The sequence below is a fragment of the Streptomyces sp. NPDC085460 genome (assembly GCF_044541975.1).
Classification (GTDB): Bacteria; Actinomycetota; Actinomycetes; order Streptomycetales; family Streptomycetaceae; genus Streptomyces.
Genome location: NZ_JBITTO010000019.1, coordinates 63,921 through 86,078 on the forward strand (window position 1 = coordinate 63,921; position 22,158 = coordinate 86,078).

At 72.4% G+C, this 22,158-nt stretch carries 14 protein-coding genes and 1 pseudogene; 6 read left to right on the forward strand and 9 right to left on the reverse strand.

Going from position 1 to position 22,158, the window contains the following annotated elements:
• Window positions 1-43: 43 nt before the first annotated feature.
• The 4 genes and pseudogenes from ACIGHB_RS32800 to ACIGHB_RS32815 form a co-directional block, all read right to left on the reverse strand.
• The gene (locus ACIGHB_RS32800; RefSeq protein ID WP_399918326.1) at window positions 44-877 is read right to left on the reverse strand and encodes a hypothetical protein; all 834 of its coding nucleotides are present in this window, start codon (window positions 875-877) and stop codon (window positions 44-46) included.
• Window positions 878-1,219: 342 nt separating this feature from the next.
• Window positions 1,220-1,666, reverse strand: a pseudogene (locus ACIGHB_RS32805) (WYL domain-containing protein); the annotation flags it as partial.
• Window positions 1,667-1,694: 28 nt separating this feature from the next.
• On the reverse strand, window positions 1,695-3,482 hold the full coding sequence (locus ACIGHB_RS32810) for a protein kinase (protein WP_399918286.1): 1,788 nt from the start codon (window positions 3,480-3,482) through the stop codon (window positions 1,695-1,697).
• Window positions 3,483-4,081: 599 nt separating this feature from the next.
• Window positions 4,082-7,330 carry an ATP-binding protein gene (locus ACIGHB_RS32815; RefSeq protein WP_399918288.1) on the reverse strand — a complete coding sequence of 1,083 codons (3,249 nt, stop codon included), beginning with the start codon at window positions 7,328-7,330 and terminating at the stop codon, window positions 4,082-4,084.
• Window positions 7,331-8,192: 862 nt separating this feature from the next.
• Between ACIGHB_RS32815 and ACIGHB_RS32820 the strand changes: the two genes are divergently transcribed.
• Window positions 8,193-8,951 (forward strand): DUF4253 domain-containing protein, encoded by a 759-nt coding sequence (locus tag ACIGHB_RS32820; protein WP_399918290.1) that lies wholly within the window; start codon window positions 8,193-8,195, stop codon window positions 8,949-8,951.
• Between the two features lie 59 nt (window positions 8,952-9,010).
• Here ACIGHB_RS32820 and ACIGHB_RS32825 read toward each other — a convergent pair whose 3' ends face one another.
• Window positions 9,011-9,700, reverse strand: coding sequence for a hypothetical protein (locus tag ACIGHB_RS32825; RefSeq protein ID WP_399918292.1), 690 nt, complete (start codon window positions 9,698-9,700; stop codon window positions 9,011-9,013).
• A gap of 188 nt (window positions 9,701-9,888) precedes the next feature.
• Between ACIGHB_RS32825 and ACIGHB_RS32830 the strand changes: the two genes are divergently transcribed.
• Together ACIGHB_RS32830 and ACIGHB_RS32835 are read left to right on the forward strand one after the other, a co-directional pair.
• Window positions 9,889-10,116, forward strand: coding sequence for a hypothetical protein (locus ACIGHB_RS32830; protein ID WP_399918294.1), 228 nt, complete (start codon window positions 9,889-9,891; stop codon window positions 10,114-10,116).
• A gap of 16 nt (window positions 10,117-10,132) precedes the next feature.
• On the forward strand, window positions 10,133-10,510 hold the full coding sequence (locus ACIGHB_RS32835; protein ID WP_360310060.1) for a fic family toxin-antitoxin system, toxin component: 378 nt from the start codon (window positions 10,133-10,135) through the stop codon (window positions 10,508-10,510).
• Between the two features lie 79 nt (window positions 10,511-10,589).
• Here the strand turns inward: ACIGHB_RS32835 and ACIGHB_RS32840 are convergent, their stop codons facing one another.
• Together ACIGHB_RS32840 and ACIGHB_RS32845 are read right to left on the reverse strand one after the other, a co-directional pair.
• A complete protein-coding gene (locus ACIGHB_RS32840; protein ID WP_399918296.1) occupies window positions 10,590-11,810 on the reverse strand; it encodes an FG-GAP-like repeat-containing protein in 1,221 nt (406 codons plus the stop codon).
• A 235-nt stretch (window positions 11,811-12,045) separates the two neighbouring features.
• On the reverse strand, window positions 12,046-12,390 hold the full coding sequence (locus ACIGHB_RS32845) for an iron chaperone (protein ID WP_399918297.1): 345 nt from the start codon (window positions 12,388-12,390) through the stop codon (window positions 12,046-12,048).
• 506 nt (window positions 12,391-12,896) lie between these two features.
• On the opposite strand from ACIGHB_RS32845, the gene ACIGHB_RS32850 reads away from it, so the two are divergent.
• Genes ACIGHB_RS32850 through fxlM form a run of 3 tightly spaced genes read left to right on the forward strand, consistent with a single transcriptional unit; the run spans window position 12,897 to window position 18,037 of the window.
• Entirely contained in the window at window positions 12,897-14,165 is a 1,269-nt protein-coding gene (locus ACIGHB_RS32850; protein ID WP_399918299.1) for a methyltransferase domain-containing protein, read from the forward strand.
• Window positions 14,162-15,658, forward strand: coding sequence for a phosphotransferase (locus tag ACIGHB_RS32855; protein ID WP_399918301.1), 1,497 nt, complete (start codon window positions 14,162-14,164; stop codon window positions 15,656-15,658). Before ACIGHB_RS32850 ends, ACIGHB_RS32855 begins: the two co-directional genes overlap by 4 nt.
• A gap of 24 nt (window positions 15,659-15,682) precedes the next feature.
• A complete protein-coding gene (gene fxlM / locus ACIGHB_RS32860; protein ID WP_399918303.1) occupies window positions 15,683-18,037 on the forward strand; it encodes a methyltransferase, FxLD system in 2,355 nt (784 codons plus the stop codon).
• 99 nt (window positions 18,038-18,136) lie between these two features.
• Here the strand turns inward: fxlM and ACIGHB_RS32865 are convergent, their stop codons facing one another.
• Together ACIGHB_RS32865 and ACIGHB_RS32870 are read right to left on the reverse strand one after the other, a co-directional pair.
• On the reverse strand, window positions 18,137-20,644 hold the full coding sequence (locus ACIGHB_RS32865; RefSeq protein WP_399918304.1) for a glycoside hydrolase family 3 C-terminal domain-containing protein: 2,508 nt from the start codon (window positions 20,642-20,644) through the stop codon (window positions 18,137-18,139).
• Between the two features lie 110 nt (window positions 20,645-20,754).
• Window positions 20,755-22,107 (reverse strand): MFS transporter, encoded by a 1,353-nt coding sequence (locus ACIGHB_RS32870; RefSeq protein WP_399918306.1) that lies wholly within the window; start codon window positions 22,105-22,107, stop codon window positions 20,755-20,757.
• Between the last annotated feature and the right edge of the window lie 51 nt (window positions 22,108-22,158).

Here is a 22,158-nt window from a genome sequence, read left to right on the forward strand (position 1 = left end):
CATCCGGAGTACGGGGCTGGTGACGCGGTTGTTGTCGGCGCCTCTATGCGTCGAAGCGTCGCCAGGGGAAGGTGTAGGTCTTCAGGGGGGCGAGGGTTTCGCGGTGGCGTGCTGCGAACACCGCGTCCGCCTGGGTGCCGTCGGAGCTGATGGCTGCCAGCAGGCCAGGGGCCGCGTAGAAGAGATGGCCGCCGTAGTCGGGCATGTAGGGGCCGAGGGGGATCGGTCGCAGGAAGTTCCGCAGCGGTTCGAGGCGCTCGACGGGCATGAGGTCGGTCCAGGCGCTGAAGGGCGCGAGGCCGGACGCCTCCTTGAGGGTGAACTGAAGGAGGAAGCGGCTGAGGGGTTCCGTTTGCAGGTGGGTGTCCGGGTTGTCGTTGTCGTAGTCGTAGGGGCCCTCGGTGTGCCAGACGGGTGGGTCGTCGTCTTCGGGACCTCCTCGGGGTGGCCAGGGGATGGTCCAGTCGCTGCATCCCTGGTTCTCTACGGCGAAGACCATGCGGGCACCATCCGGTCTCGTGACGTGCTGGGGGTGCAGGAGCATCGGATGGTTGAAGCGGTAGAGAGCGGGCCGCAGGCGGGCCAGCCGGTGGAAGGCGGCGAGCGGCGGCGGCAGGAGGGCGACGGCGTCGTCCGTGGGCGCGTCGGGGTCCGGCGGCGAGTCCTCGGCCGGGTACCAGCCGAGGACCAGCAGCTCCAGCGCGCGGATCGGGTCCGTGTCGACGTGGTCGATCCAGTCGACGGCGGGCAGCGGCTGCTCGAAGGACGCGTCAGGGCCGGGCCGGGTCCGGGACGCCGAGAACCAGGCCGTCCGGGCCGCATCGGCCAAGTCCGCGGCCGTGCCGGCGCCGAAGGGGCCGATCTCCTGTGTACCCATGCTGCGCTCCCTGCCTCCGTGTTTTCGTTCGAATCCTTGCATCGGGTACTGACAACGAGATCGCGGGACGATGGCCCCGCAGTCGCCGGACATACGCGGGCGATCGTTTCGCGTCCGCTCCCGTTTCCGGTCGTCGTACCAGGAGAGGTCTGCTCCCCATGCCGGGGTGGCCCCGGCGTGAACGGCCGCTTGTGGTCTCACCACGTGGGCTCTGCCTGCTGCGGAGCACACGTGCGGGCGGAACGAAGCAGCTCTGTGCCTGCGGAAACCTCCGGGGCGAGCAGGTTCAGGGTGGGGACGGTCCTTGGCTCTGGCAGCGTCGTAGAGTCCGGCCAACTCGGCGATGGCGCGGGCCATTTCGATGCGGGCCTCGGGAGGGCTGACGATGTGGACGTCAGTGCCGAACGGCATCAGGTGGCGGACCGCCTCGACGACGCGGTAGACGACGTCCACTCGTAGCCACTCATCGCTGTGAGCCTCGGGAACGGGCGGCGCGGTGAAGTAGCCGCCGGCGATGCGCGTCACCATGTCCAGCCGCTCGCGGCGCAGCCGGACGGTGACCCTCGCGCCGATGCCGCGGTTTTCCACCGCGCGGCGCAGGTCGTGCCAGACCTGGGTCAGCTCCACACCGGGGCGGCGGCGTGCTTCGACCTGAAGGACGCTGACCCGCGGCAGCCGGTCCGCGGGGATGGTCCCGAGGCGCTGATGCGCGCCGAGTCGACGTCCACCTGCTCCCCGCTCGCCAGGGAATAGACCCGAAGCCGTGTAGCGGCCTTGATACGGGGTCACCCGGTTCCCCGCCCCTGCGGGGCCCGCCCTACAGCCGGCCGACCGCCCCCGGCGAGTGCGTCAGTGCCCTGTCTGACGCCTCCCGGCCCAGTCGCGTGGTGACGTCTCGTACGTACAGGGCAGCCGCGATGGCTGCCCCGACGACCAGGAGGTGTGCCGGGAGGCTGAGCCAGGCTTGCGGTGTTCCGTCGTACCGGTAGGTGTCGCTTGCGACCTGCTCCCTGCTGAGCAGGTTCGTGAACGGCGTGAAAATCAGCGGGCCGGCCAGGAACGTCGCCACCCACAGCGCCCACCAGACGTGCACCCGGGCCGCCGGCGACGTGCGTGCGGAGTCGGGAGCGGAGGCCCGCCAGATGTCGTCGGCGATCTGCTTGGGGATCACGAGGTTGGCCAGGGGCAGGAACCAGGCGGCGGCGGCCATTCCGGGCCGGTAGCGGATGCTGCCGGTCTGCCTCAGTTCGGCGGCGGTCCGCGCGCGGGCGAACCAGAGGACCCAGCACGCGACCAGAGCGGTGGTCAGCACGATCTTGCCGCTCAGCAGCACGTAGAACACGGGGTCGTCGGCCCAGGCGTCAGGGTCGATCAGGCCCTCTCCTTCGGGAAGCCGCCCGGCGTAGCTGTAGGTGCGTGCCTCTGGATCGAGGGACGCGTAAGAGACGGCGGACGCCAGGCAGGTCAGTGAGAGCAGTGCGAGAAGCCAGTACACGACAGCGGCGCGCCGGCCGAACGTCGTGGGGGAGGTCGTGCTGGGGTGGCGGCGGGCGGGAGGCGGGGCTTCATCTGGGGACGAGGACGGGGCCGGGGCCGGGGCCGGGGCCGGGGACGGGGCGGGCGGCATTGGCTGGGCGGTCCGCGTCGTCGTCCCAGGGCCGTCGGGGGTGGCCTGCGAGGGTACGCGGGTGGGTACGTAGGTGTACGGATCGTCCCGGTGCAGGAGGCGGACCGCGTCCCGCCCGAGGCGGGCGAGTACCTGAGCGGGAAGCCACGGATCCCCGAGGCTTCGGGCGTCCGTTTCCACCCGGCGGCGCAGTTCGGGAAGGGACGGGCGGTCTGCGGGGTCCTTGCGAAGGCAGTCCTCGATGAGGCCGCGGATGCCGGACGGGACACCGGTGAGGTTCGGGCGTCCCTCCAGGACCTGATAGATCAAGGCCGGCAGTTGCCCCTCCATCGCCGCGAACGGCAGGCTCCCCGTGGCGGTGAACGCCAGGACGGCGCCCAGTGAGAAGACGTCACTGGCCTGCGTCAGCGTCTCGCCCCGGATCTGCTCCGGGGACATGAAACCGGGCGAGCCCACCATCACACCGGTCGCCGTCAGGTCATCGGTGGTAGAACCGGCTGCCCGCGCGATCCCGAAGTCGATGACGACGGGCCTCTCGATCGTCACCAGGACGTTCGACGGTTTGAGATCGCGATGGACGAGCTCCGCGGCGTGCACGTCCTCCAACGCTCGGATCAGGCCCGATGCCAGGGCCCACAGGGACTCCTCGGGAAGCGGGCCGTGGTCCTTGACCACCTGATGGAGCGTCGGCCCGGCCACGAACTCCGTCGCAACCCAGGGCAGCACGGCGTCGGGGTCCCCCTCGACGACGGCGGCTGTCCACTCCCCACCGACGCGCTGGGCCAGAGCGACCTCCCGGCGGAAACGCAGACGGAAGTCGGGCATGGCGGCCAGCTCACGACGGACGGTCTTGACCGCCATCATGCGCCCCCGAGGGCCGCGTGCCAGGTAGACCACTCCCATGCCACCCTCGCCGAGGCGGCCGATCAGGCGGTAGCCGGCGATCCGTTCGGGATCCCCGCCCTGTAGTGCCTCCACTGCCACCTCTCCCTCCCCAGGACTCCCTACACCCCGGTCAGGCTAGCGGTGAATCCCGAGCGGTTCGGTTCCGCCGCCCGGGCCTTGTTGTGGTGGAGCTGGTTCCGTTCCGCCGCCCGGTGTCGGGAGGGACGGGAGTGGTGGGAGGGGAGGGATGGGTGGGATGGGGGGAAGTGGGGGGATCGGGAGGGGAGGTGGCAGGGGTATGCCGGATGATTCCGGGTCCTTCGGTTCGCCCGGCTGGTTTCCTTCGCCCGGTTGTTGATCCGGGGGGCCGCTTCCCGGGGGCTGGGGCTCAACTGACGGTGGAGGAACCGGTGGTGGGGCTTCCGGGGGTGCCTGGGGTGGGAGGCCGCCGGGGAGTGAGGGTTCCTTGGGGGGTGGTTCGGCAGCGTCCGGGGGATCTGGAGGTTCTGCGGGGGGTTCCGGGGTGTCGGGTGCCGGTTGTTTCGGTGGTTCCGGCGGGGCGGCCGGGCCGGGGGGTACGCCTCCTGAGGAGGATTCGTCGCTTCGGGATGGCGGGGGGTCCGCCGGCGGGGTCGGTGGGGGAGCCGGGGGCGGTGGGGGTACTCCGCCGGCGGATGACTCGTCGCTGCTGCTCATGAGGGCTCACCTCCCGTCGGGGTGTTCTTCGCGCCGTTTCCGGCGGTTGCGGAGTCGGCTTCCGCGAGGAGGCGGTCGGCGATCCAGCGGGCCGTACCGGGGACCTTCCGGTCGTCCGTCGCGAGCATCTGCTGGGCGAAGCAGAGCGCGACGCGATCGGCCGCGGCCGCGACTCCTGTCCGTTCGGGCTCGGGGATGCCGGGGTGCGGCTGCTCGAACAGCTCGTAGGCGGCGCCCCGCGCGGTGTTCCAGGTCTCGCGCCGGAGCCGACCGCCGTCGGTTCGGGCGTCGGTGTCCTCGGCCCGCTGCCAGCGGGCGTGGTGGCGGCGGGATGCCACGAGGTCGCCGGCCGCGGACCGGTACAGGCACAGGGGCGCGTGGTCGCAGACGCGGTCGCAGTCCGGGTAGGGATCGACGTCGCGGCGGTGGAGTTCCCGCATCTGTGCCTGGAACCGGCCGCGTACCTCGTGATCCGTGTCCTCGCGGCCCCCTTGCGCCTTGCTGATCAGGGCTGCGCGCAGGGCTGACGCCAGCGCGTCCGTCGCTTGGTAGGACCAGCCGGCCTGGGCTCCGCGCCGCTCGGCGTACCAGTCCGCGGCGTGTCCGGCGAAGGCCGTCAGCAGCGGGCGCTCGGGCACGGGGGAGGTGCGGCGGGCGCGGAGGACCGCGACGATCTCCGGCCAGAGGCGGTCGAGGGCGATGGTGTGCTCGGCGGTCGAGAGGACGAGTCGGGCGACGGTCTGCCGGACGTAGCCGTCTTCGAGGAGCGTGCGCGCCAGGGCGCAGGCCCAGGGGGCGTCGGCGCAGGTCTCCGTGCAGTAGGGCCTCGCCTGGTAGAGCCCCTCGATCCGGAGGTCCGAGCGCCACCGTCGCATGGCCTCTGCCACGTCGGCGTCCTGGGGCGACCGGCCGCCGTACTCGGCGCGGGGCACGGCGACGAGGAGCGGCGCGTCGTCGCCGTCGCTGAACACGGCCGCCCGGCCGATGCCCAGCGTGCTGACGTAGCGTTCCTGTGCGTCGCTCATCGACATGGAGCCGCCGAGAACGGCCCGGTCGTCGGCCGCAACGACGCGGTGCGCGATCTTCAGGTTGGTGTTCTTGACGACGTCGGGAGCCAGGCGTACGGGTACCTGGTCGGCGATCACCACGCCCTGGCCGTACGCCCGTATCTCCGACAGCAGGTTGGTGAAGGTCTCCACGGCTTGTCCGCGGGGGTTGGCGACGTACTCCGAACCGCCTCGCGTGACGTTCGAGATGAGCCGGTGTGCCTCCTCGATCACCAGGAGGTGAGCGAGATCGTCCGCCGGCCCGCCGGCGCGACGGTGTTCGGCGAGCCGGATCAGCAGCAGGCCGATGAGGAACGCCTTGTCGTCGTCGTCCCCCATCCCTTCGAGTTCGATGACGGCGGGTGCGTCGAAGAGTTCCCGGTCCGGTACGGACAGGGGGGTGTCGAGCGTCGCTCCCTTGCCGCCGCTCCGCATGGAGTCGAGCCGGGTCAGCAGCGCGGCCTGGATGTCGTCCTGGGTGCGTGGCTCGTAGCCCAGGCGGGGGACGACGTCGCGCACCTTCTGGCCGAGATCCGTCAGCGTGGGGAAGGCGCGCCAGGAGAGTCCGGCGGCGGATTGCGGTTCCAGGCGCCGGTTGGTGCTGGCTCTGAGATCCCAGCCGCGGTCCTCGTACACCTCGTGCAGGCACCGTTCGAGGACCTGGGGGAGTGGTCCCCACATCGCGAAGCTGGCCCCGAACACGGCGCGCAGCAGATCGAGATGCTCGCCGATGCCGATGTGGGGCGGGACTTCCAGGGGGTTGAGGCGCAGCGGGGCGACGGTCTCCTTGCCCGGGGTGAAGACGCGCAGTCGCCCGGCCAGCGCCGGATGGCCCGACATCGCGCGGTACTCGGTCTTGCTCGGTTCGATGACCAGGAAGGGAATCGACCTGCGGTCGATCTCGGTGAGGAGGTGGATGAGGGTGTTGGTCTTCCCCGACCCCGTGACTCCCGCGACGAACGCGTGACGGGTCAGGCTCTTGGGTGTGACCGCGTACGTCGCGCCGGTTCTGCGGCCTCGTTGCATGATCTGTCCGAGGGTGATGCTCCGCTCCTGTGTGACGTCGGCCGGCACGACGTCGAAGGCCGGCGCGGTCCGGATGGAGAAGCCGTCCGTCTCGAGGTTCGGCAGGTGGACGTAGGCGGCGAGCTGCGGCGAGGTCAGCAGCGTCTGGTGCTGGAACGGCTGCCGGTACGAGCCCGGGGCCGAGGTGTCCGGTTCGGGATCGCACATGGCCCAGGCGGACGCCAGACCGGGCACGTCGTCCCGGTCCCACACGCGTACCGCCTCCGGCAAGGAGGAGGCGCCCGAGTACACCCCCCGCCACAGGCTGGCCAGTTGCGGATAGCTCGCGTCGTCGCCCAGGAGGTACACCGCGGTACGCCACGCGCCGGCGCCCTGGGCATCCGTGAACGCCTTCAGCTGCCGGGCCATCAGCTCCAGGTAGTGCTGGGTCAGCGGACTCGGCACGCCACCGAGCGTGCTCGCGGTCTGCGCGATCCGCATGTCGTTGATGAGCCGCAGCTTCAGGTCCCGGACCAGGCCCTCTCCCACCGGCTGCGCCAGCACGAGCGCCGCCCAGTCGAACTGGTGAAGTGCCCGCAGCAGACGATCCAGTTGGGCGGCGCCGTCGGTGGGATCGGGAGGCTTCGGGGTGGGGATCCCCATGACGAGGCCGCCCCGCTGCCAGCCCCGGGGAGGCCATACGTCCGTGGAGGGACCGGGTGATTCGTCCACCAAGTCGACTGAGGGGTAGAGGGTGTTGAGGGACGTGGTGAGGAGTCGGCCGTTCTGGTCCGACGACTGGCTGGTGCTCTCGGCGGGCAGCCACGTGCCGATGCGTATCGCCGCCCGACCAGGCTCGGCGCTGACCAGGAACGCCAGCGGAACCATGTAGTTGTACAAGGACACCAGGAGGTCCTTGGCGAGGGGCCGCCGGCCGCCGGCTGCCGCTGGCGAACCGGCCGGACCGCCGAACTCTCCCGTCGCGCCTTCCTGCTCCGCGTTCGCATGCAGCGTGCCCGCCCGCATCCGACCGCTCACGCGCACCCAGTCCCCGTCGTGGACCGACCCCTCGAAGCGGAGGCCCCGCATCTCCACGGGAACGAGCATCACCCGCCGCCCGGCGTCGTCGTAACGCTCCAGACGGAACAGCAGCACCGACCGTATGTCGTCCTCGCTGCGCTGCTCGGTGCGCATCTGCACTCCTCGCACCATGCCCTCGACCACCTCACCCCGCCCGGCGGCGGTGGTCGGGACCGCGGATGCCGGGCCGGCTGTACGGTGCTCGCTCTGGGCGTGTGCCTGTGCCTGGTGGTGCCCTTGTTGCTGTTGCTGTTGCTGTTGCTGTCCCTCGCCCTGCCCCTGCCCCTGCGCTCGGCCCTGTCCCTGTCGCTGCCAGTGGGGAGTCTGATGCTGTGATGGCTGTTGTGCCTGTGGCGAGGGGTCCCAGCCTCCGCCGCCGATGCCGGAGCCAGGGGGTGCCGACGAGGGTGGGGGAGTGGCGGGGGGAGCGGGAGAGGACGGCGTGGCTCGGCCGGAGGGGTCCATCGCCTGGCCGGAGGGGTCCATCGTCTGGAAGGTGCGCCCGCACCGATCGCATCCTTGAGAACCGGCAGCCACCTGCGCCCCGCAGTTCTCGCAGATCCATGTACTGGCCATCCGGGACCTCCGGCGGTTCGCACGTCACGCGCCGAGTCACCCCGCCCCTTCCAGCAGACACCCGTCGTGCGGCTCGGGCAAGTGCGGCGCTCGTCCATCCACGCGTAAACGGGCGTGCGCTGCGTGTCCCGAGAGCCTTTCGGCGTTCCGGAGGGAAGTCGGCCCTTGCGCTGAGGATCGGTCCTGGAGAATTCGTTCAGTGATCAACGTTCCGGCGATACGGCGCCAGCGACGCATGCAGCGGGTGGCGCGGGCCAATTGGGGTGCGAGCTGTGCCGGGGGCGCTTAGGGTCCTGATCTCATGTCGTCTTCTTCGTTCCGTCCCCGGCCGCTTCTTTCCTCCGATGAAGTCCTTCACCGCCTGCGGACGGGCTTTCCCGCTGCTGAGGTCGAGCTTGCCATGACGGCCGCGGGTGTCGAGGTCCTCGGCCTGCGCGTGCCGCGCGCGCAGGCCGGCGTGGTGTGGGAGGAGTGGCGTGCCAGGCACGACGAGACGGGCTGGTGGCCGTACGTCACCTTGGGCTCGCCGACGGATATGGCCGACGGCCGCGGGGAGTTGGGGTGGGATGCCGACGTGCTGGAGTGGGTCGGCGAGGCCGTGGCTCAGGATCACGACGCGCGGGCGGCGTCCGTCCTGGTGTCGGCCTGCCGGTGGGCGGTGGAGGAGGTCGCCAATGTGGACGACGACCTGGACCTCTGGCGGTCCGACTACGACCCCGACCGGCTGGCACCGCTGCTCGCGCCGGCGGTGGAACGGCCGCTGCCCGGGGTGTCGCAGTGGGCGACCGGCACCCGGGACTTCTTCGAGAAGGACTGGCGGTGGGTGCATTTCGTGGCCGCGCGCGGCGGCTACGAGGTCCCGGTGCTTCTCCCGTTCGTCTACACGACGTGGAACTGGTCCGGATACGGTGACCGTGGACTGACACCCCTCGACGCTTCCGCGCTCCTGCGCCGCTGGCACGAGCAATGGGGCGCCGAGCTCTTCTTCGCCACCGGCCCCTACCTGGAGCTGGTCGTGGACCGGCCGCCCCTGGATCCGCGCGGCGCCGCGCAGGCTGCCGCGGAGCTGCACGCCTACTGCCACGACACCGTGCAGGATCCGGTGAGGACCGGCGACACGATGGCCCGGGCGACGATGTGGTCGCTCTGGTGGGACTGAACCAGGCCGCAGGCTCTCGCGGGGTGGTGCGCGGCTGAGTGCCGCTCACTGCCGTCGGGTCAGCGCGGCAGGTCTTCGGACGGGAAGCAGATCTTCCGGTCGCTCCTGCAGATCTCCGCCTCCGGGTCGATGGGCCCGTAGGCACGGTCGAACGTCAGGAAGGTGACCATGCGACCGGACGGGAACCTCGCCACCGCCTGATGCACCGGCCCCGTCCCCTTACTGCGCTTGACGTGGTCGAACCGTGCCGGACCGCCCTCGGCGATCACGAAGCCCACCATATTGACCTCGTCGAGATTGTCCTCGCTGGGCGCCCGGTCAGGCTCTCCCCAGACGGTGAAGAGCAGACCAGGCGCCGGTGCCTTCTCCGGGAGCTGGCCGCAGGTGTAGGAGCTGTAGCCTTCCCGGATCTGGCCGTAGCAGAAGGTGCGCCCGTCCGCCATCCACGCCAGCTCGCCGTTCTTCGCGTCCAGGCGACGGATCACGACCACCTCGTCAGCCGGTGGAATCTCGTGTCCTAGAGGTATCTGGACCGCGAACGCCGCCTGGAGGAAGGCGTGGTCACGGCTGCCGGCCGCCGCCTCGCCCAGCGGCCGCGCCGGCGTCTTGTCGTACGGCCGTTGTGTGACGGCCGGTCGGGTAGCGGCCGAGGGCCTCACCGTCGTGGGCGTCGAGGAGTCCCGAGGCTGTTGCGTACCCGACGTACAAGCAGCCGCCGTCACCAGCAACGTGGTGACGGCGGCGCTCATGAGAAGCCGCTCTCTCACGGCACACCCCCCCGGCGTACGGATCTTGTCCCGCAGACGATAGCGCCGATGAGACGATGAGCAGTCCGGTCTTTTGACTTCCCATGGGTTCGGGGGGGCGAGGATGTCTCGACCGGGGTGAATCTCCCGTGGGGCTGCCCAGGGGCGCGGTGGACCGCTACCGTGAGGGCATGGCACGGGAAATCCGCATCAAGATCAGCGACGAGGCGTACGAAGCGCTGCAAAGGGCCGCCGCGGCGCATCACGTCGCCGCCGAGGACTACGCCGGGCACGTCCTGCACACCGATCTCATCCGGACCCGTTTCGTCGAGGGCGCCCGCTCCTTCGTCCAGCTGCACAGCGACGCCTTCGCGGCCCGCTACGGCCGCCCCGCCGCGTGCGGCACCGGCGCCGCCTGATCCGGGGGACCGGCAGGTGATCCTTCAGGTCGACCTGACCTGGCTGCTCGACATCGCCCAGAACGAGATCCCCGGCGACCCGGAGATCACCGACTGGGGCTCGCTCGAGGCCGCCCGCGCCCGGCACGCCTTCCGTGTCATGGACACCCCTGTCTACGACCGGCCTCACCACCGGGCCGCGGCGCTCCTCCACCAGCTGGTACGGGTCCCCGCCCTGGAGCACTCGAACGAGCTGTTCGCGGTGGCCGTCGCCGCCGCCTATCTGCACGCCTCCGGCCACCCGGTCTCCGTCGACAGCGAGGACGCCATCGCTCTCGTCGACCAGGTCCTCGCCGGCAACGCCGACGTACGCCGGATCGCCGCCGACCTGAAGAGCTGGTCGCCGCCGCGCTGACCGCTCTCGGCTGATCAAAGACCGCGGATACAGCGAAGCCTCCGCTGACCATAGAGGGGGCGGAGGCTTCGTGTTGGGGTCAGAAGACCCCGTTCAGACCCCACCAGTCCGTGGCTTTCCGGGAGGCCGGTCCGAGCTTGCCCGTTCCGGTGCCCGGGTAGACGAGCAGACAGCCGTCTCCCGCGGGGCACAGCGTGGTGGAGGTGCCGAGCCCGGTGATCGCGACCAGGTCGTTGCGGCCGTCGCCGGTGTAGTCGGAGGGTGCGAAGAGCGAGGCCATGGAGTTCCAGCCGCCGCCGATGAGCACGCGGGAGCCGTAGGCGCCGGCCTTGCCCGGGTAGAACCAGAGCTTGCCCGTGGACGCCTCGCGGGCGACCAGGTCGGGACGGCCGTCCTGGTTCATGTCCCCGACGCCGGTCAGGGCGTTCATGCCGTTCCAGCCGCCGGTGCCCAGGAGCTTGCGGGCGCCGAGGGTGCCGGTGGCCGTGCCCGGGTAGAGCCAGAGCTTGCCCGAGGCTTTCTCGACGGCGACCAGGTCGGAGCGGGTGTCGCCGTTCAGATCGCCGGTGCCGACCAGTTGCCCCATGACGTTCCAGCCGCCGGTGCCGATGAGCTTGCGGGCGCCGAGGGCGACCGTGCTCAGGCCCGGGTTCTGGCCCGGGTAGAGCCAGAGCCTGCCGGTGGACGCCTCGCGCGTGATCACGTCCTCCTGGCCGTCGCCACTGAAGTCACCGTGGCGCACGAGAGCGTTGAAGGCGTTCCAGCCGCCCGTGCCGAGGAGGTCGACGGTCCTGCCGCCGGGAAGGAACCAGAGCTGTCCCTGCTTGTCGCGGACGAGGACGTCCGGCGTCCAGTTTCCGTTGAAGTCGCTGAACCCGGCCCCGCCCGTGTCGGTCGCGGTCCACGTCGGGACGGACCTCGGGTGGCAGTCGTCCTCGGTCGGGACCAGCCTCACCGAGCCGCCGAAGCCGCTGACCATCCCGGTCTCCTTGGAGCCGGGTGTCAGCACCATGTAGCTGGAGGCGTTGTAGTTCGTGCCGCTGAACAGGCAGGCCCACTTGGACGTGCGGTTGTTGACCGCACGCAACGTGCCGTTCCAGGTGCCGAGCGAGAGTGCGGCCGACGTGGTCTTGTACATCGAGCCCGTGGCGTTGCCGGTCTTCCAGCCGCAGAAGTGGCCCGACGGGCAGTCGCCGATCGCGGCCTGCGCGGGCGACGTGCCCGCCCCCAGCAGACCCGCGGCGGTGAGCCCCAGCGTCGTGGCCACCGTGGCCAGGCGCCGGAGGAGTGACGTGCGCAATTTCCCTCCCTGAGGTGGCGCGGAGAGAGGTCTCGACGCGCCACGCGGGCACCGTACCTTGTCATGCGGCGATCATGACGAGCAGGTACGTCTCCTTCAGCGGCAGCGGCAGCGGCAGCGGCAGCGGCAGCGGCAGTGGCAGCGGCAGTGGCAGCGGCAGTGGCAGCGGCAGTGGCAGCGGCAGTGGCAGCGGCGGAGGCGGTGCCGGGCGCGGCGAGGGCGAGGCGCAGGTGGTTCAGCCTCTGATCTCGTCCGCGCGGTACCGGATGAGGTCGGCGAGGACGTCGTCGGGGAGGGGATGGGCCGGGGTGAAGCGGACGGTGCCCTTGGACAGATCGAAGCCGGTCAGCCGGTCACGTACCGCGTCGACCGCCTCGGGGCTGAACGGGAAGACGCTCAGGTGCTCCTTGGCGGCCCGGAAGCCGATGAGGGGCTTTCCGTCGAGCCTCAGGGCGGCCATGCCGTAGCTCCTGCCGTCCTCGGCGTCGGGAGCGATCCGCAGCGCGACCGTCCGTACGTGCTGGAAGGCGTCCCGTGAAGCCGCGTCCAGACCGGCGAAGTACTCCTCGACCTCCGTCATGTGCGTGCTCGCTCCCTCTCCGTGGGCTCGTCCACGGCGCCTGACCGCGCAGCGGGAACTCGAAGACGCCCGACGTTCCTCGGAGGTGGGACCCAAGCCGTCCGCGTGCGAGGCGAGGAGGGGCCGGTCCCCGCGCACGTGCGGGGACGCGGGGACCGGCTTGACGCGGAATGCCCGTCCTGTGGGCGTCCACCCTGACCTTAGGGACACCTCGGGCTCGCCCGCAGGTTCGGCTCGGCCGAACGAGGGTGAGGGCCGGCCGCCGAGTCCTCCTCGCGCCGCGCTCCGGCGACTTGAGCATCGGCGCTCCGGCGACTTGAGCATCGGCGTTTCGGCCACGCACGGCATCGGCGACGACCCGTCTCCCGCACGGATCGGCGTACACGGAACGAACTCATTTTCGCTTACCCATGGGGTTCGAACGCCGTCCGAATCGGATGTCCTCGGTGCCGGGCGTCGGCTCGTTGAGCAGCCCGACACGCCAACTCGCCCGACTGGAGGCCGTGATGCACCCGGAGCCTGCCCTCGCCCCTCCCACCGTCTCCAGAACGTCCTTCACCGACGTCCCCCTCGCCACCGGCGCCCTGCGTGCCGACCTGGTGCGGCGTCTGGAGGCCGACGGAACCCTCACCGACGCCCGCCTGCGCGCCGCCTTGCTCTCGGTACGCCGCGAGGTGCTGCTCCCGTACGCCTACGTCCGGGAGAGCGGGCCGGGCGTCGAGCCCATCGACTGGCGCCTCCTCGACGGGGCTCATCCGGACGACCGCGAGGAGTGGCTCGACCTGATCCACAGCGACGCGTCGATCCTGCTCCAGCGTGACGGCGAGCCCCTCGACGCACTGCCTCGCGGGCCTGTGCGCGGGCCTGTGCGCGGCGGACACATGACGTCCATGTCCACTTGCACACCGGCCTCGGTCGAGGCCCTCCAGGCGATGGAACTCGGGCCCGGCCTCGGCTACCTGGAGCTGGGGACCGGCCCCGGCGTCTCGCTGGCGCTCGCCGCCACCGTCACCGGCCGAGGGCACGCCGTCGGCGTCGAACGGGATGCCCACATGGCCGCCTTCGCCCGGCGGAACCTCGACCGGCTCGACCTCGGAGCGGAGATCGTCGAGGGCGACGCCCTCGAAGGGCATGCTGCCCGTGCGCCGTACGACCGGATCCACTCCGGCATCGGCGTCCCCCACGTACCCGCGGCCTGGGTCGACCAGCTCGCCCCGGGCGGGCGGATGCTGACCACGCTCGCGACGCGCACGCCGAGCTGGCCCGGGCAACTCCTCGTCACCCGCACCCGCGCGGGCCACGTCGAGGCGGAGCTGCGCGGCAGGCCCACCGGATACCGTCCGCTGCTCGGCTACCGGTGGCTCAGCGCCGTGGAGCTCCGCGCCCGCGTCGCGGCCGATCCCGGAACGGAGCGTGCCACGCGCCTCGCGCCGCCCCCGGACGACGCCCACGGCTTCTGGCTCGCCGCCGCCTACCTCGCGCCCGGCCTGGTCAGGGACTTCCAAGCCGGGACGATGACCATCGTCGCCCCTGAGGACGGGGCATGGGCCGTGCTGGGCCCGGACGGCGACACCGTACGCGTCCACGGGCCGCGCGACGTCTGGGCGGAGCTCGAAACCGTGCACGCCCGCTGGGAGCGGGCGGGGCGGCCCGACACGTACCGGGTCGACCTCGCCGACGGCGCCGCCACCCAGCACGTGACCTCCGACGCGGGTCCGAAGACGCTGCACTGGACGCTGCCGCCGCTCGGCAACCTTCCGGGGCAGGCGTTGTGAGCGCACCGGAGGAGGGTGGTGTCAACCGCTCTGGTGGTCGACGGCACACGGTCCCCATCGACGTGCACCTGCTCGCCGTACGGGACGGGGCCGGCGGGCGGCCTGAGGTCCTGCTCTCGCGCCGCGCGGGCGACGTCTACGCGGCGGGCCTGTGGCACCTTCCCTCCGGTCATGTGGACGGGCCCTTCGAGGCGCTCGACACGGCGCTGATCCGGGAGACGGCCGAGGAGACCGGCCTCGTCGTCGCTCCCGCCGACGTGCGTGCGGCGGTCACCGTGCACCACCGCGCGCCGTCCGGCGGGGCCAGGATCGGGGTCCTGTTCGAGGTCCGCCGTTGGGCCGGCACACCCAGGATCATGGAAGCGGACGTCTGCGACGGGATGGACTGGTTCGCGTTCGACGCGCTGCCGGAACCGATGGTGGCCTACTGCCGCGCCGGTCTGGACGCCTACCTGGCCGGCGCCGCGATGGCCCTGCACCTCCAGGAGCCGGGTGACCCGATCCGCCATGACCCGAGCGTCGACCGGCTACGACTCGTCCACGCCTCCGTAGCCCGCGGCGGCGGTCCGGCACCCGACGCGGAGGTGCGGGCCTTCGCCGAGCGGGCCGTGGGCCGGATCACCGACTGGTCCGACAGGTCCTGGGCCCGGGACGCCAGCAGGGTGTGGCGTACTGTCGGCCGCGACGGCGGCGTGTGGTTCGTGAAGGTGCACCAGAACGCCCGGTTCCACGCGAGGGAGACGGCCGCCCTCCGCGGGTGGGTGCCGGGTCTGGGCGGCGCCGCGCCCCGCCTCGTGGCCGCCGATCCCGCGCTGAACGCCGTCGTGGTGACCGCCGTCGAGGGGCGGCCCTTGCACGGCGCGGTCCTGGCCGCAGCCGAGGAGCGCTCCGTGTTCCGGGCGATCGGCGCGCTCGCCGCGCGTATCCACGCCAGTCCGCCACCCGCCGCGCTCCCCGCCACGCTCCCCGTCGCACAGCGCGCCGACGCCTTCGGGAAGCTGGAGCGTCACCTGCGCGCCGCCCGGCCGCACCTGGCGCCGGGGGACGAGGAGCACGCACGGGCCGTCGTGGAAGGGGCGAGGCGACTGGCCCCGCTGCCGTCGGTGGTGACCCATGGCGACCTCCAGCCGCGCAATCTCCTCCTCGCCGGCGACGGCACCCTGCGTGTGCTGGACTTCGAACGCTCCGAACCCCAGCCGGTGGTGAGGGACATGGCCCGACTCCTCGACCACTTCGAGGGCCGCGACGACCTCGCCGACGCCTTCTTCGCCGGCTACGGCCGGCCGCTCGACGACCTCGAACGGGCCCACCTGGCCCCGGCCGCCGTCCTGGACGCCGTGTCCGGCATCGCCTACGGCCACGCGGCCGGCGATCCGGAACTCGTGGAACGAGGCCGCCGCACCCTGCTCCGCAGCCGCGCCGGCACGCTCCTGCCTCCCCGGCCGTCCGCCCTTGCCGCTCCCGACGCCACGCGTACCCGGACGCGGTCGTGACATCCGAAGAGAAGGAGATGCCTGATGTACGTCGTGCGATCGGAATGGGAGGACCACTACGCGGAGGGGAGAGGCTTCCAGCCGCTGAGCGCCGCCGAGCGCGAGTTGCTGGCCCGGCGCGTCCCCGCCCCGGAGGGCGGGGGCAGGGCGCTGGACGCCGGCTGCGGCAGGGGCGGGCTGTCGCTGTTCCTCGCCTCCGTCGGGTACGAGGTGGACGCGGTCGACTTCGCGGGTACGGCGCTGACTCGGGCGCGCGACGAGCACGGGGACGTGCCCGGCGTGCGGTGGCTGGGGCTCGACCTGGAGCGGGACGACTGGGCGGAGCTGCGCGAGACGGGGTACGACCTCGTCGCCCTGCGGCTCGTGGTGCCCTTCTTCCGGGACCGGGCCCGGATCCTGCACGCGCTGGGGGAGCGGCTGCGGCCCGGCGGGCAGCTGCTGATCGTCACTCCGACCGCCGGATCGGTGCCGGCAGAGAAGCGGGGGATCGCCCTCGACGAGGACGAGATCTCCCTCATCGCCTCCGGCTGGGAGCGGTGCGCGCGCGAGGACCTGGACGGGCTCGCGGTACTGACACTGCGCGGACCGTGCCACGGTGCCACGCGCGCCGTGGAACGCCGGCTGCCGCCCGCCGGGCCGGCGATGTCCGCGGCGTGCGCGGTGGTCACGGACGCGGCGGGCCGGGTTCTGCTGGGTTCGTCACGGCGCGGCCATCTGGAGCTTCCCGGCGGGAAGACGGACGGCGCGGAGTCCTTCGAGGCGGCCGCGGTGCGGGAGCTGTGCGAGGAGACGGGAATCGTCGCCGGGGTCGAGGACGCGCACGTCGTGGCCGTGCTCGCCGACGACAGCCGGGGTGTCCCCCGGCTGACCGCCGTCGTGCGGATCACCGCCTGGTCCGGGGAGCTGACCCATCCCGAGCCGGAGAAGTTCGCCGACTGGCAGTGGTACGACCCCCACATGCTGTCCTGCCTCGGTGACGTCTTCGCGCCGACCGCGCACGCCCTCGCGACGGTGTGGCCCGGCACCGTCCCGGGGCTGCCACCGGTTCACCGGTACCTCGTGGAGAACGCACAGCCGCCCGTGGCCGGCGAGCCCGCCGAGGCCGTCCGCCGTCGGCGGCACATGGCCGGGAAAGTGACCGACGGGGGATGGGCGCGCTCGGCGCGGGTGCGGGAGGCGCTGTGTACGGTGCCACGGCACCGGTTCGCTCCCGAGACGTCCCTCCAGGCCGCCTACGACGACGACCTCGCGCTCGTGACCCGTCGCGACGGGACCGGGCGGGCGACGAGTTCGGTGTCCGCCGCCTGGCTCCAGGCCGACATGATCGAGGGTCTGGAACTCGCGCCGGGCGCGTGCGTGTGGGAGGCGGGCTCCGGCGGCTACAACGCCGAGTTGCTCGCCCACGTCAGCGGACCCGGCGGGCGGATCGTCAGCAGCGACATCGACGGGGAGGTCGTCCATCGCGCGCGCCGCTTCCTCGCGGAGGCGGGCAGCGGCCGCGTGACCGTCGTCCACGGCGACGCTGCCGACGGCGTGCCCGCGCACCTGGTCCCGCGCGGCGGCTTCGACGCCGTCATGATCACATACGGCTGCCGGGACGTCGCCCCGGCCTGGCGCGAGCTCCTCGCGGACGGCGGACGGCTCGTCCTGCCGCTCGACATCCGGGGCTACACCCGCGCGATCACCCTCCAGCGGGACGGCGACGTCCTGACCGCGCGGAAGTTCACCCACTGCGGGTTCGTCGCCGCCCAGGGCACGCTCGCGCACACCGGCCTCGACGTCGACCTCCTCGACGGCGCCCTGCGGCTCACCTGTGAGGACGGGCCGGTGGACGGCGCCGACGCGATCGAGGAGGCCCTGCGCGGGCCCCGATCGGAGACAGCCACCGGCGTCTCGATGGGCCACAGCGTGTACTTCGGCTCGCTGCACCTGTACGCGGCGACCACCCTGCCGGGCTTCTGCCGCCTCGCTGTCCCCGACGGCCGGGAGGCGTCCTGTGTGGCGATCACGTCGGGAGCGGAGGCGCCGGCCCTCGCCGCCGGCGGGTCGCTCGCGTATCTCACCCACGTCAGGACACGGCAGAGCGAGATTCCGGAGGAACGGCGCTATGAGTGGTTCGTGCACGCCTTCGGCGACCAGGGGGAGGCCCTCGCGGAACGGCTCGCCGAGACCGTCCGGTCGTGGGACCGGTACGTGCGCGGCGACGGCGGCGCGTCGGAGTACCCGTCCCTGACGGTGCATCCGGCGGACACCCCTGACGAACTCCTGCCGGACGGTGACGTCGTGTCGCTGCCGCACTGCCGGCTGGTTGCGCGGTGGCCCGGCCGGGTGCCCGCCGAGGTCGGGGAGGTGACGGGCGGGTCCTCGGCCTCTCGGTAGACGCACGGGGACCGCCATAGAACCGGTGGAACGCTTGTCGTAGGCGAGCAGTAGTAGGCCCCGGGCGCCGGGTGTCAGGTTCCGGCGCCCGGGGCGGTCTCAGGGGCGTCCGGGGGTGGACAGCCGGATCGTCAGTACGGGGGCGTTCGCGTCGCGTGCCGCGTGGAGGAGATACGGGCCGGGGGCGACGGTCCAGGCCGTCGCCGCCTCGTCCCATACCTGGAACGTCCGGTCCGCGAGCGCTATCTCGGTCTCGACGGTCTCGCCGGGCGCCGCCGTGACGGTGGTGAAGCCGGCGAGCTGTCTGGCGGGGCGGCCCTCGGCCGGGGTGACGGGCTCGGCGTAGAGCTGGACGGTCTCCCGGCCCGGCCGGGTACCGCTGTTCCGGAGCCGGACGCGGGCGCGTCCGTCGGCGGCCTCCATGCTGACGTACTCCCAGGTGGTGTAGCCGAGGCCGTGCCCGAAGGGGTAGGCGGGGGCGGTGGTGTGGCGTTCCCAGGCCCGGTAGCCGACGAAGAGGTCCTCGTCGTACGGCAGGACGCCGTCCTCGGGGGTGACGCGGGTGACGGGGGCGTCCGCGAGCCGGGCGGGCCAGGTGGTGGGCAGACGGCCGCCCGGTTCCTCCCGGCCGAGGAGGACGTCGGCGAGGGCGGCGCCGCCCTCCTGGCCCGGGAACCAGGTGAGGAGGATCGCGGCCACGTCCTCGCGCCAGGGCATCTCGACCGGCGCTCCGGCGTTCACGACGACGACGGTACGGGCGTTGGCGGCGGCCACGCGGGACACCAGTTCGTCCTGTCGGCCGGGCAGCCGCAGGTCGGTCCGGTCGAAGCCCTCGGACTCGACGCGTTCGGTGGTGGCGACCACCACGACCGCGGTGTCGGCGGCGCGGGCGGCGGCGACGGCCTCCTCGATCAGCCGGTCGCCGTCCCGTTCGGGGTCGCGGTGGGTGAGACCGAAGGTGACGCCCCGGATCGGACCGTAGGCGAGCTTGGGCGCGCGGTGGAGGAGGCTGACCTCGACGGTCCGCCCGGCCTCCAGCGCGGCCGATCCGCGCGGGATCGGCCGGCCGGTGAGCACCTCCATCGGGTCGCCGCCCTCGGGGTCCGCCCCGTCGTACAGGACCGTTCCGTCGACGGTGAGCCGGAAGTCGCCGGTGCCGGCGGTGCCGAAATGGTGCGTCCCGGTGTCGCGCGGGGTGAACGTGCCGGTGATCTCGACCGTCGCCAGGGAGTCGTAGTCGACACCGTCCGGGAGGGCCGCGTCCATCCAGCGGACGCGGCCGAGAGCGAGGGGCTGCTCCGCCAAGGCGGCACCCTGAGCGTCGCGCAGGACCGCCCGCAGCGTGAACCCCGCCGCCGCGACCTCCAGTTGGTCGTTTGGGTCGGCGCCCATCGCGTACGTCAGGCGGGCCCCCTCCGGCAGCGCCCCGGTCAGGCCGTCGAGCGGCGAGACGACCCGGGCGGGGTAGACGGTGGCCGAGCCACCGCCCAGGAAGCGGGCGTCGCGGGCTGCGCGTCCGATCAGCGCGATGCTCGGAGCCGCCGACGCGTCCAGCGGGAGCGTCCCCGCCGGGTCGCGGAGCAGCACGAAGGAACGCGCGGCGATCTCCCGGGCGACCGCGGGGCCGTCCAGGGGCGCGGGCCTCCGGCCGGAGGGTACGGCGGGGGCCGCGCCCCTCAGCAGGCCAAGTCGCGCCGCGAGCAGGAGGACGTGCCGTACGGCGGTGTCGACCGTCGACTCCGCCACCCGTCCGTCCCGGACGGCGGCGGCCAGCGCCGGCCCGAACACGGTCGCCGGACCGGGCATGGCCACGTCCAGACCGCCCTCGATCGCCCCGACGGTGTCGCGGGCCGCCAGCCAGTCGGACACCACGACCCCGTCGAAACCCCACTCCTCGCGGAGAACCCCCGTCTGGAGGGCGCGGTGTTCGGTCATGGTGGCGCTGTTGACCCCGTTGTACGCCGACATCAGCGCCCAGGGGCGGGCGTCGCGCACGATCGCCTCGAACGGTGCGAGATAGAGCTCGCGCAGGGCCCGCGCCGGGACACGGTTGTCGACCGTGAAACGCTCGGTCTCGGCGTCGTTCGCGACGAAGTGCTTGACGGTGGCCGCGACCCCGCTCTCCTGGACCCCGGTGACATAACCGGTGCCGATCCGGCCGGTGAGCAGCGGATCCTCCGAGTACGCCTCGAAGTGCCGGCCGCCCAGCGGGGAGCGATGGAGGTTCACGGTGGGCGCGAGCAGCATGTGCGCGCCCTTGCGGTGCGCCTCCTGGGCGAGGACCCGGCCTGCGCGGCGGGCCAGTGCCGGATCCCAGGTGGCGGCCAGCGCGGTCGGGCTGGGCAGGCAGAGCGAGGGGTCGTCGGCGCTCCACGCCGCGCCGCGTACGCCCACCGGCCCGTCCGACATGACGAGGGAGTCAAGACCGATCTCGGGCAGCGCCGGCAGGGTCCACAGGTCCTGGCCGGCCAGCAGCCGCACCTTGGTGTCGAGATCGAGACGGGCGAGCGCGGCCTCGACGACGAGGTCGTGGTCCCCCGGCGGTTCGGCACCGCCGGGGGAGGTGGAGAGGACGCGGGACTCGGTGACGCGAGGCGTGAGGGGCATGAGGGGCTTCCGTGGTGGTAGGAGGGGCGAGGGCGAAGGGGAGCCTTCGGAGGGCAGAAGGTGAAGGGGAGCGAGAGCGGGGAACGGGAAGCGGAGGCCGGCCGTGAAGGTCACTTCTCGCCCACACCGGCTGCCGCCGCCCGAAGGGCCAGTTCGGCGTGGACGGCGGACGCGTCGCGGGGACAGGCCCGGTAGAGGAGGCTCAGCAAGGCCCCGTTGACCAGCATCAGGACGACGACGACCCACAGGAACGCCGCCTCAAGACCGAAGGCGTCACCGATGTAGCCGACGAGGACGGTCGTCAGGGCCCAGCCGGCCGCCTCGGCCGAGAGCATCAGGGCGAACGCGGCGCTGCGCGCCTCCGGCAGGGTCACCGACATGACCAGCGGCCGGTTGATCCCGGGAGTGCAGCCCTGGAGGAAGGCGAGCACGGCGAACAGCGCGAGGTACGCGCCGTGCGACGACCAGGCGACCTGGGTGACCGCCCAGGCGCCGAGGGCGTAGGCGAAGACCGTGAACTGCATGGCCGCGACCCGTCCGGTACGGGGGTTGCGGCGGTGGATCGCGTCGGTGGCGAGTCCGCCCAGCAGCGTGCCGGCGAAGTAGGTCACGGCGAACACCACGGTCAGGTACGACGCCTCCGCGTTGCCGAAGCCGCGTACGTCGACGAGGAAGGTCACGCCGAAGCTGAGGACGACGAACTGGCCGGTGGTCAGGCGCTGGACGCAGATCAGCAGCAGGGACCGGTTGCGCAGCGGCCGGCGGGCCTGGGACCAGGTCAGTGCCCGCTCGGCGGGGGCCGCCGCGCCGGCGTGTTCCTCGGAGGCGCCGACGCCGGGGTCGCGGAGGAAGAGCAGGATCAGTACGCCGAACAGGACCTGGATGCCGCCCGCGAGGAAGAACCCGTACCGCCAGCCGTCCTCCACCGCGGACAGCAGGCCGAGCAGCGGCCCGCTGAGACCGGTGGCCAGGGCCGACAGCCCGTACATGTAGCCGGTCGCCCTGCCCCGGGTCCGGTCGTCGAAGAGGTCGGCGAGGAGGCCGTTGACCAGGGGACCGCTGCCGGCGACGCCGATCGCGGCGATGGTGAACAGGACGAGGAGCTGGGTGTAGTTCTGCGCGAACCCTGCCGCTATGGTCCACACGCCCCACAGACCGGCGCAGACGGCGAGGACGGTCTTGCGTGGGTAGCGCTGGGCCACGGCCACCCACAGGGGGCCGAAGACCACTCCGACGAGCTTGCCGACCCCGACGAGCAGGCCGAGCGCGGCGAGCGGGAGGCCGAGTGCCGCGCGCAGGGCGGGGAACAGGACGGACACGACGCTGCTCTCGCCGTTGTCCGCGCTGATCAGTCCGCCGAGGAGGGTGACCTGGCGCCAGTTGCGCCGCTTCCCGTCGTGCTCGGCGGGGAGGCGGGCGACTCCTGGCTGGTGTGCGGAGGGAGGTGCGGCTTCGCTCGGCATCGTGCGACTCCTTCGTCGGCGGCGGAGAGGGGAGCGGAGAGGGGGTTGGCG

Bases quoted from the DNA above. Each gene is read 5' to 3' on its own strand.
- ACIGHB_RS32800 (WP_399918326.1), bottom strand. From the start codon at position 877: ATGGGTACACAGGAGATCGGCCCCTTCGGCGCCGGCACGGCCGCGGAC.
- ACIGHB_RS32815 (WP_399918288.1), bottom strand. From the start codon at position 7,330: ATGCGCACCGAGCAGCGCAGCGAGGACGACATACGGTCGGTGCTGCTG.
- ACIGHB_RS32820 (WP_399918290.1), top strand. From the start codon at position 8,193: ATGACGGCCGCGGGTGTCGAGGTCCTCGGCCTGCGCGTGCCGCGCGCG.
- ACIGHB_RS32825 (WP_399918292.1), bottom strand. From the start codon at position 9,700: ATGAGCGCCGCCGTCACCACGTTGCTGGTGACGGCGGCTGCTTGTACG.
- ACIGHB_RS32830 (WP_399918294.1), top strand. From the start codon at position 9,889: ATGGCACGGGAAATCCGCATCAAGATCAGCGACGAGGCGTACGAAGCG.
- ACIGHB_RS32845 (WP_399918297.1), bottom strand. From the start codon at position 12,390: ATGACGGAGGTCGAGGAGTACTTCGCCGGTCTGGACGCGGCTTCACGG.
- ACIGHB_RS32850 (WP_399918299.1), top strand. From the start codon at position 12,897: ATGCACCCGGAGCCTGCCCTCGCCCCTCCCACCGTCTCCAGAACGTCC.
- fxlM (WP_399918303.1), top strand. From the start codon at position 15,683: ATGTACGTCGTGCGATCGGAATGGGAGGACCACTACGCGGAGGGGAGA.
- ACIGHB_RS32865 (WP_399918304.1), bottom strand. From the start codon at position 20,644: ATGCCCCTCACGCCTCGCGTCACCGAGTCCCGCGTCCTCTCCACCTCC.
- ACIGHB_RS32870 (WP_399918306.1), bottom strand. From the start codon at position 22,107: ATGCCGAGCGAAGCCGCACCTCCCTCCGCACACCAGCCAGGAGTCGCC.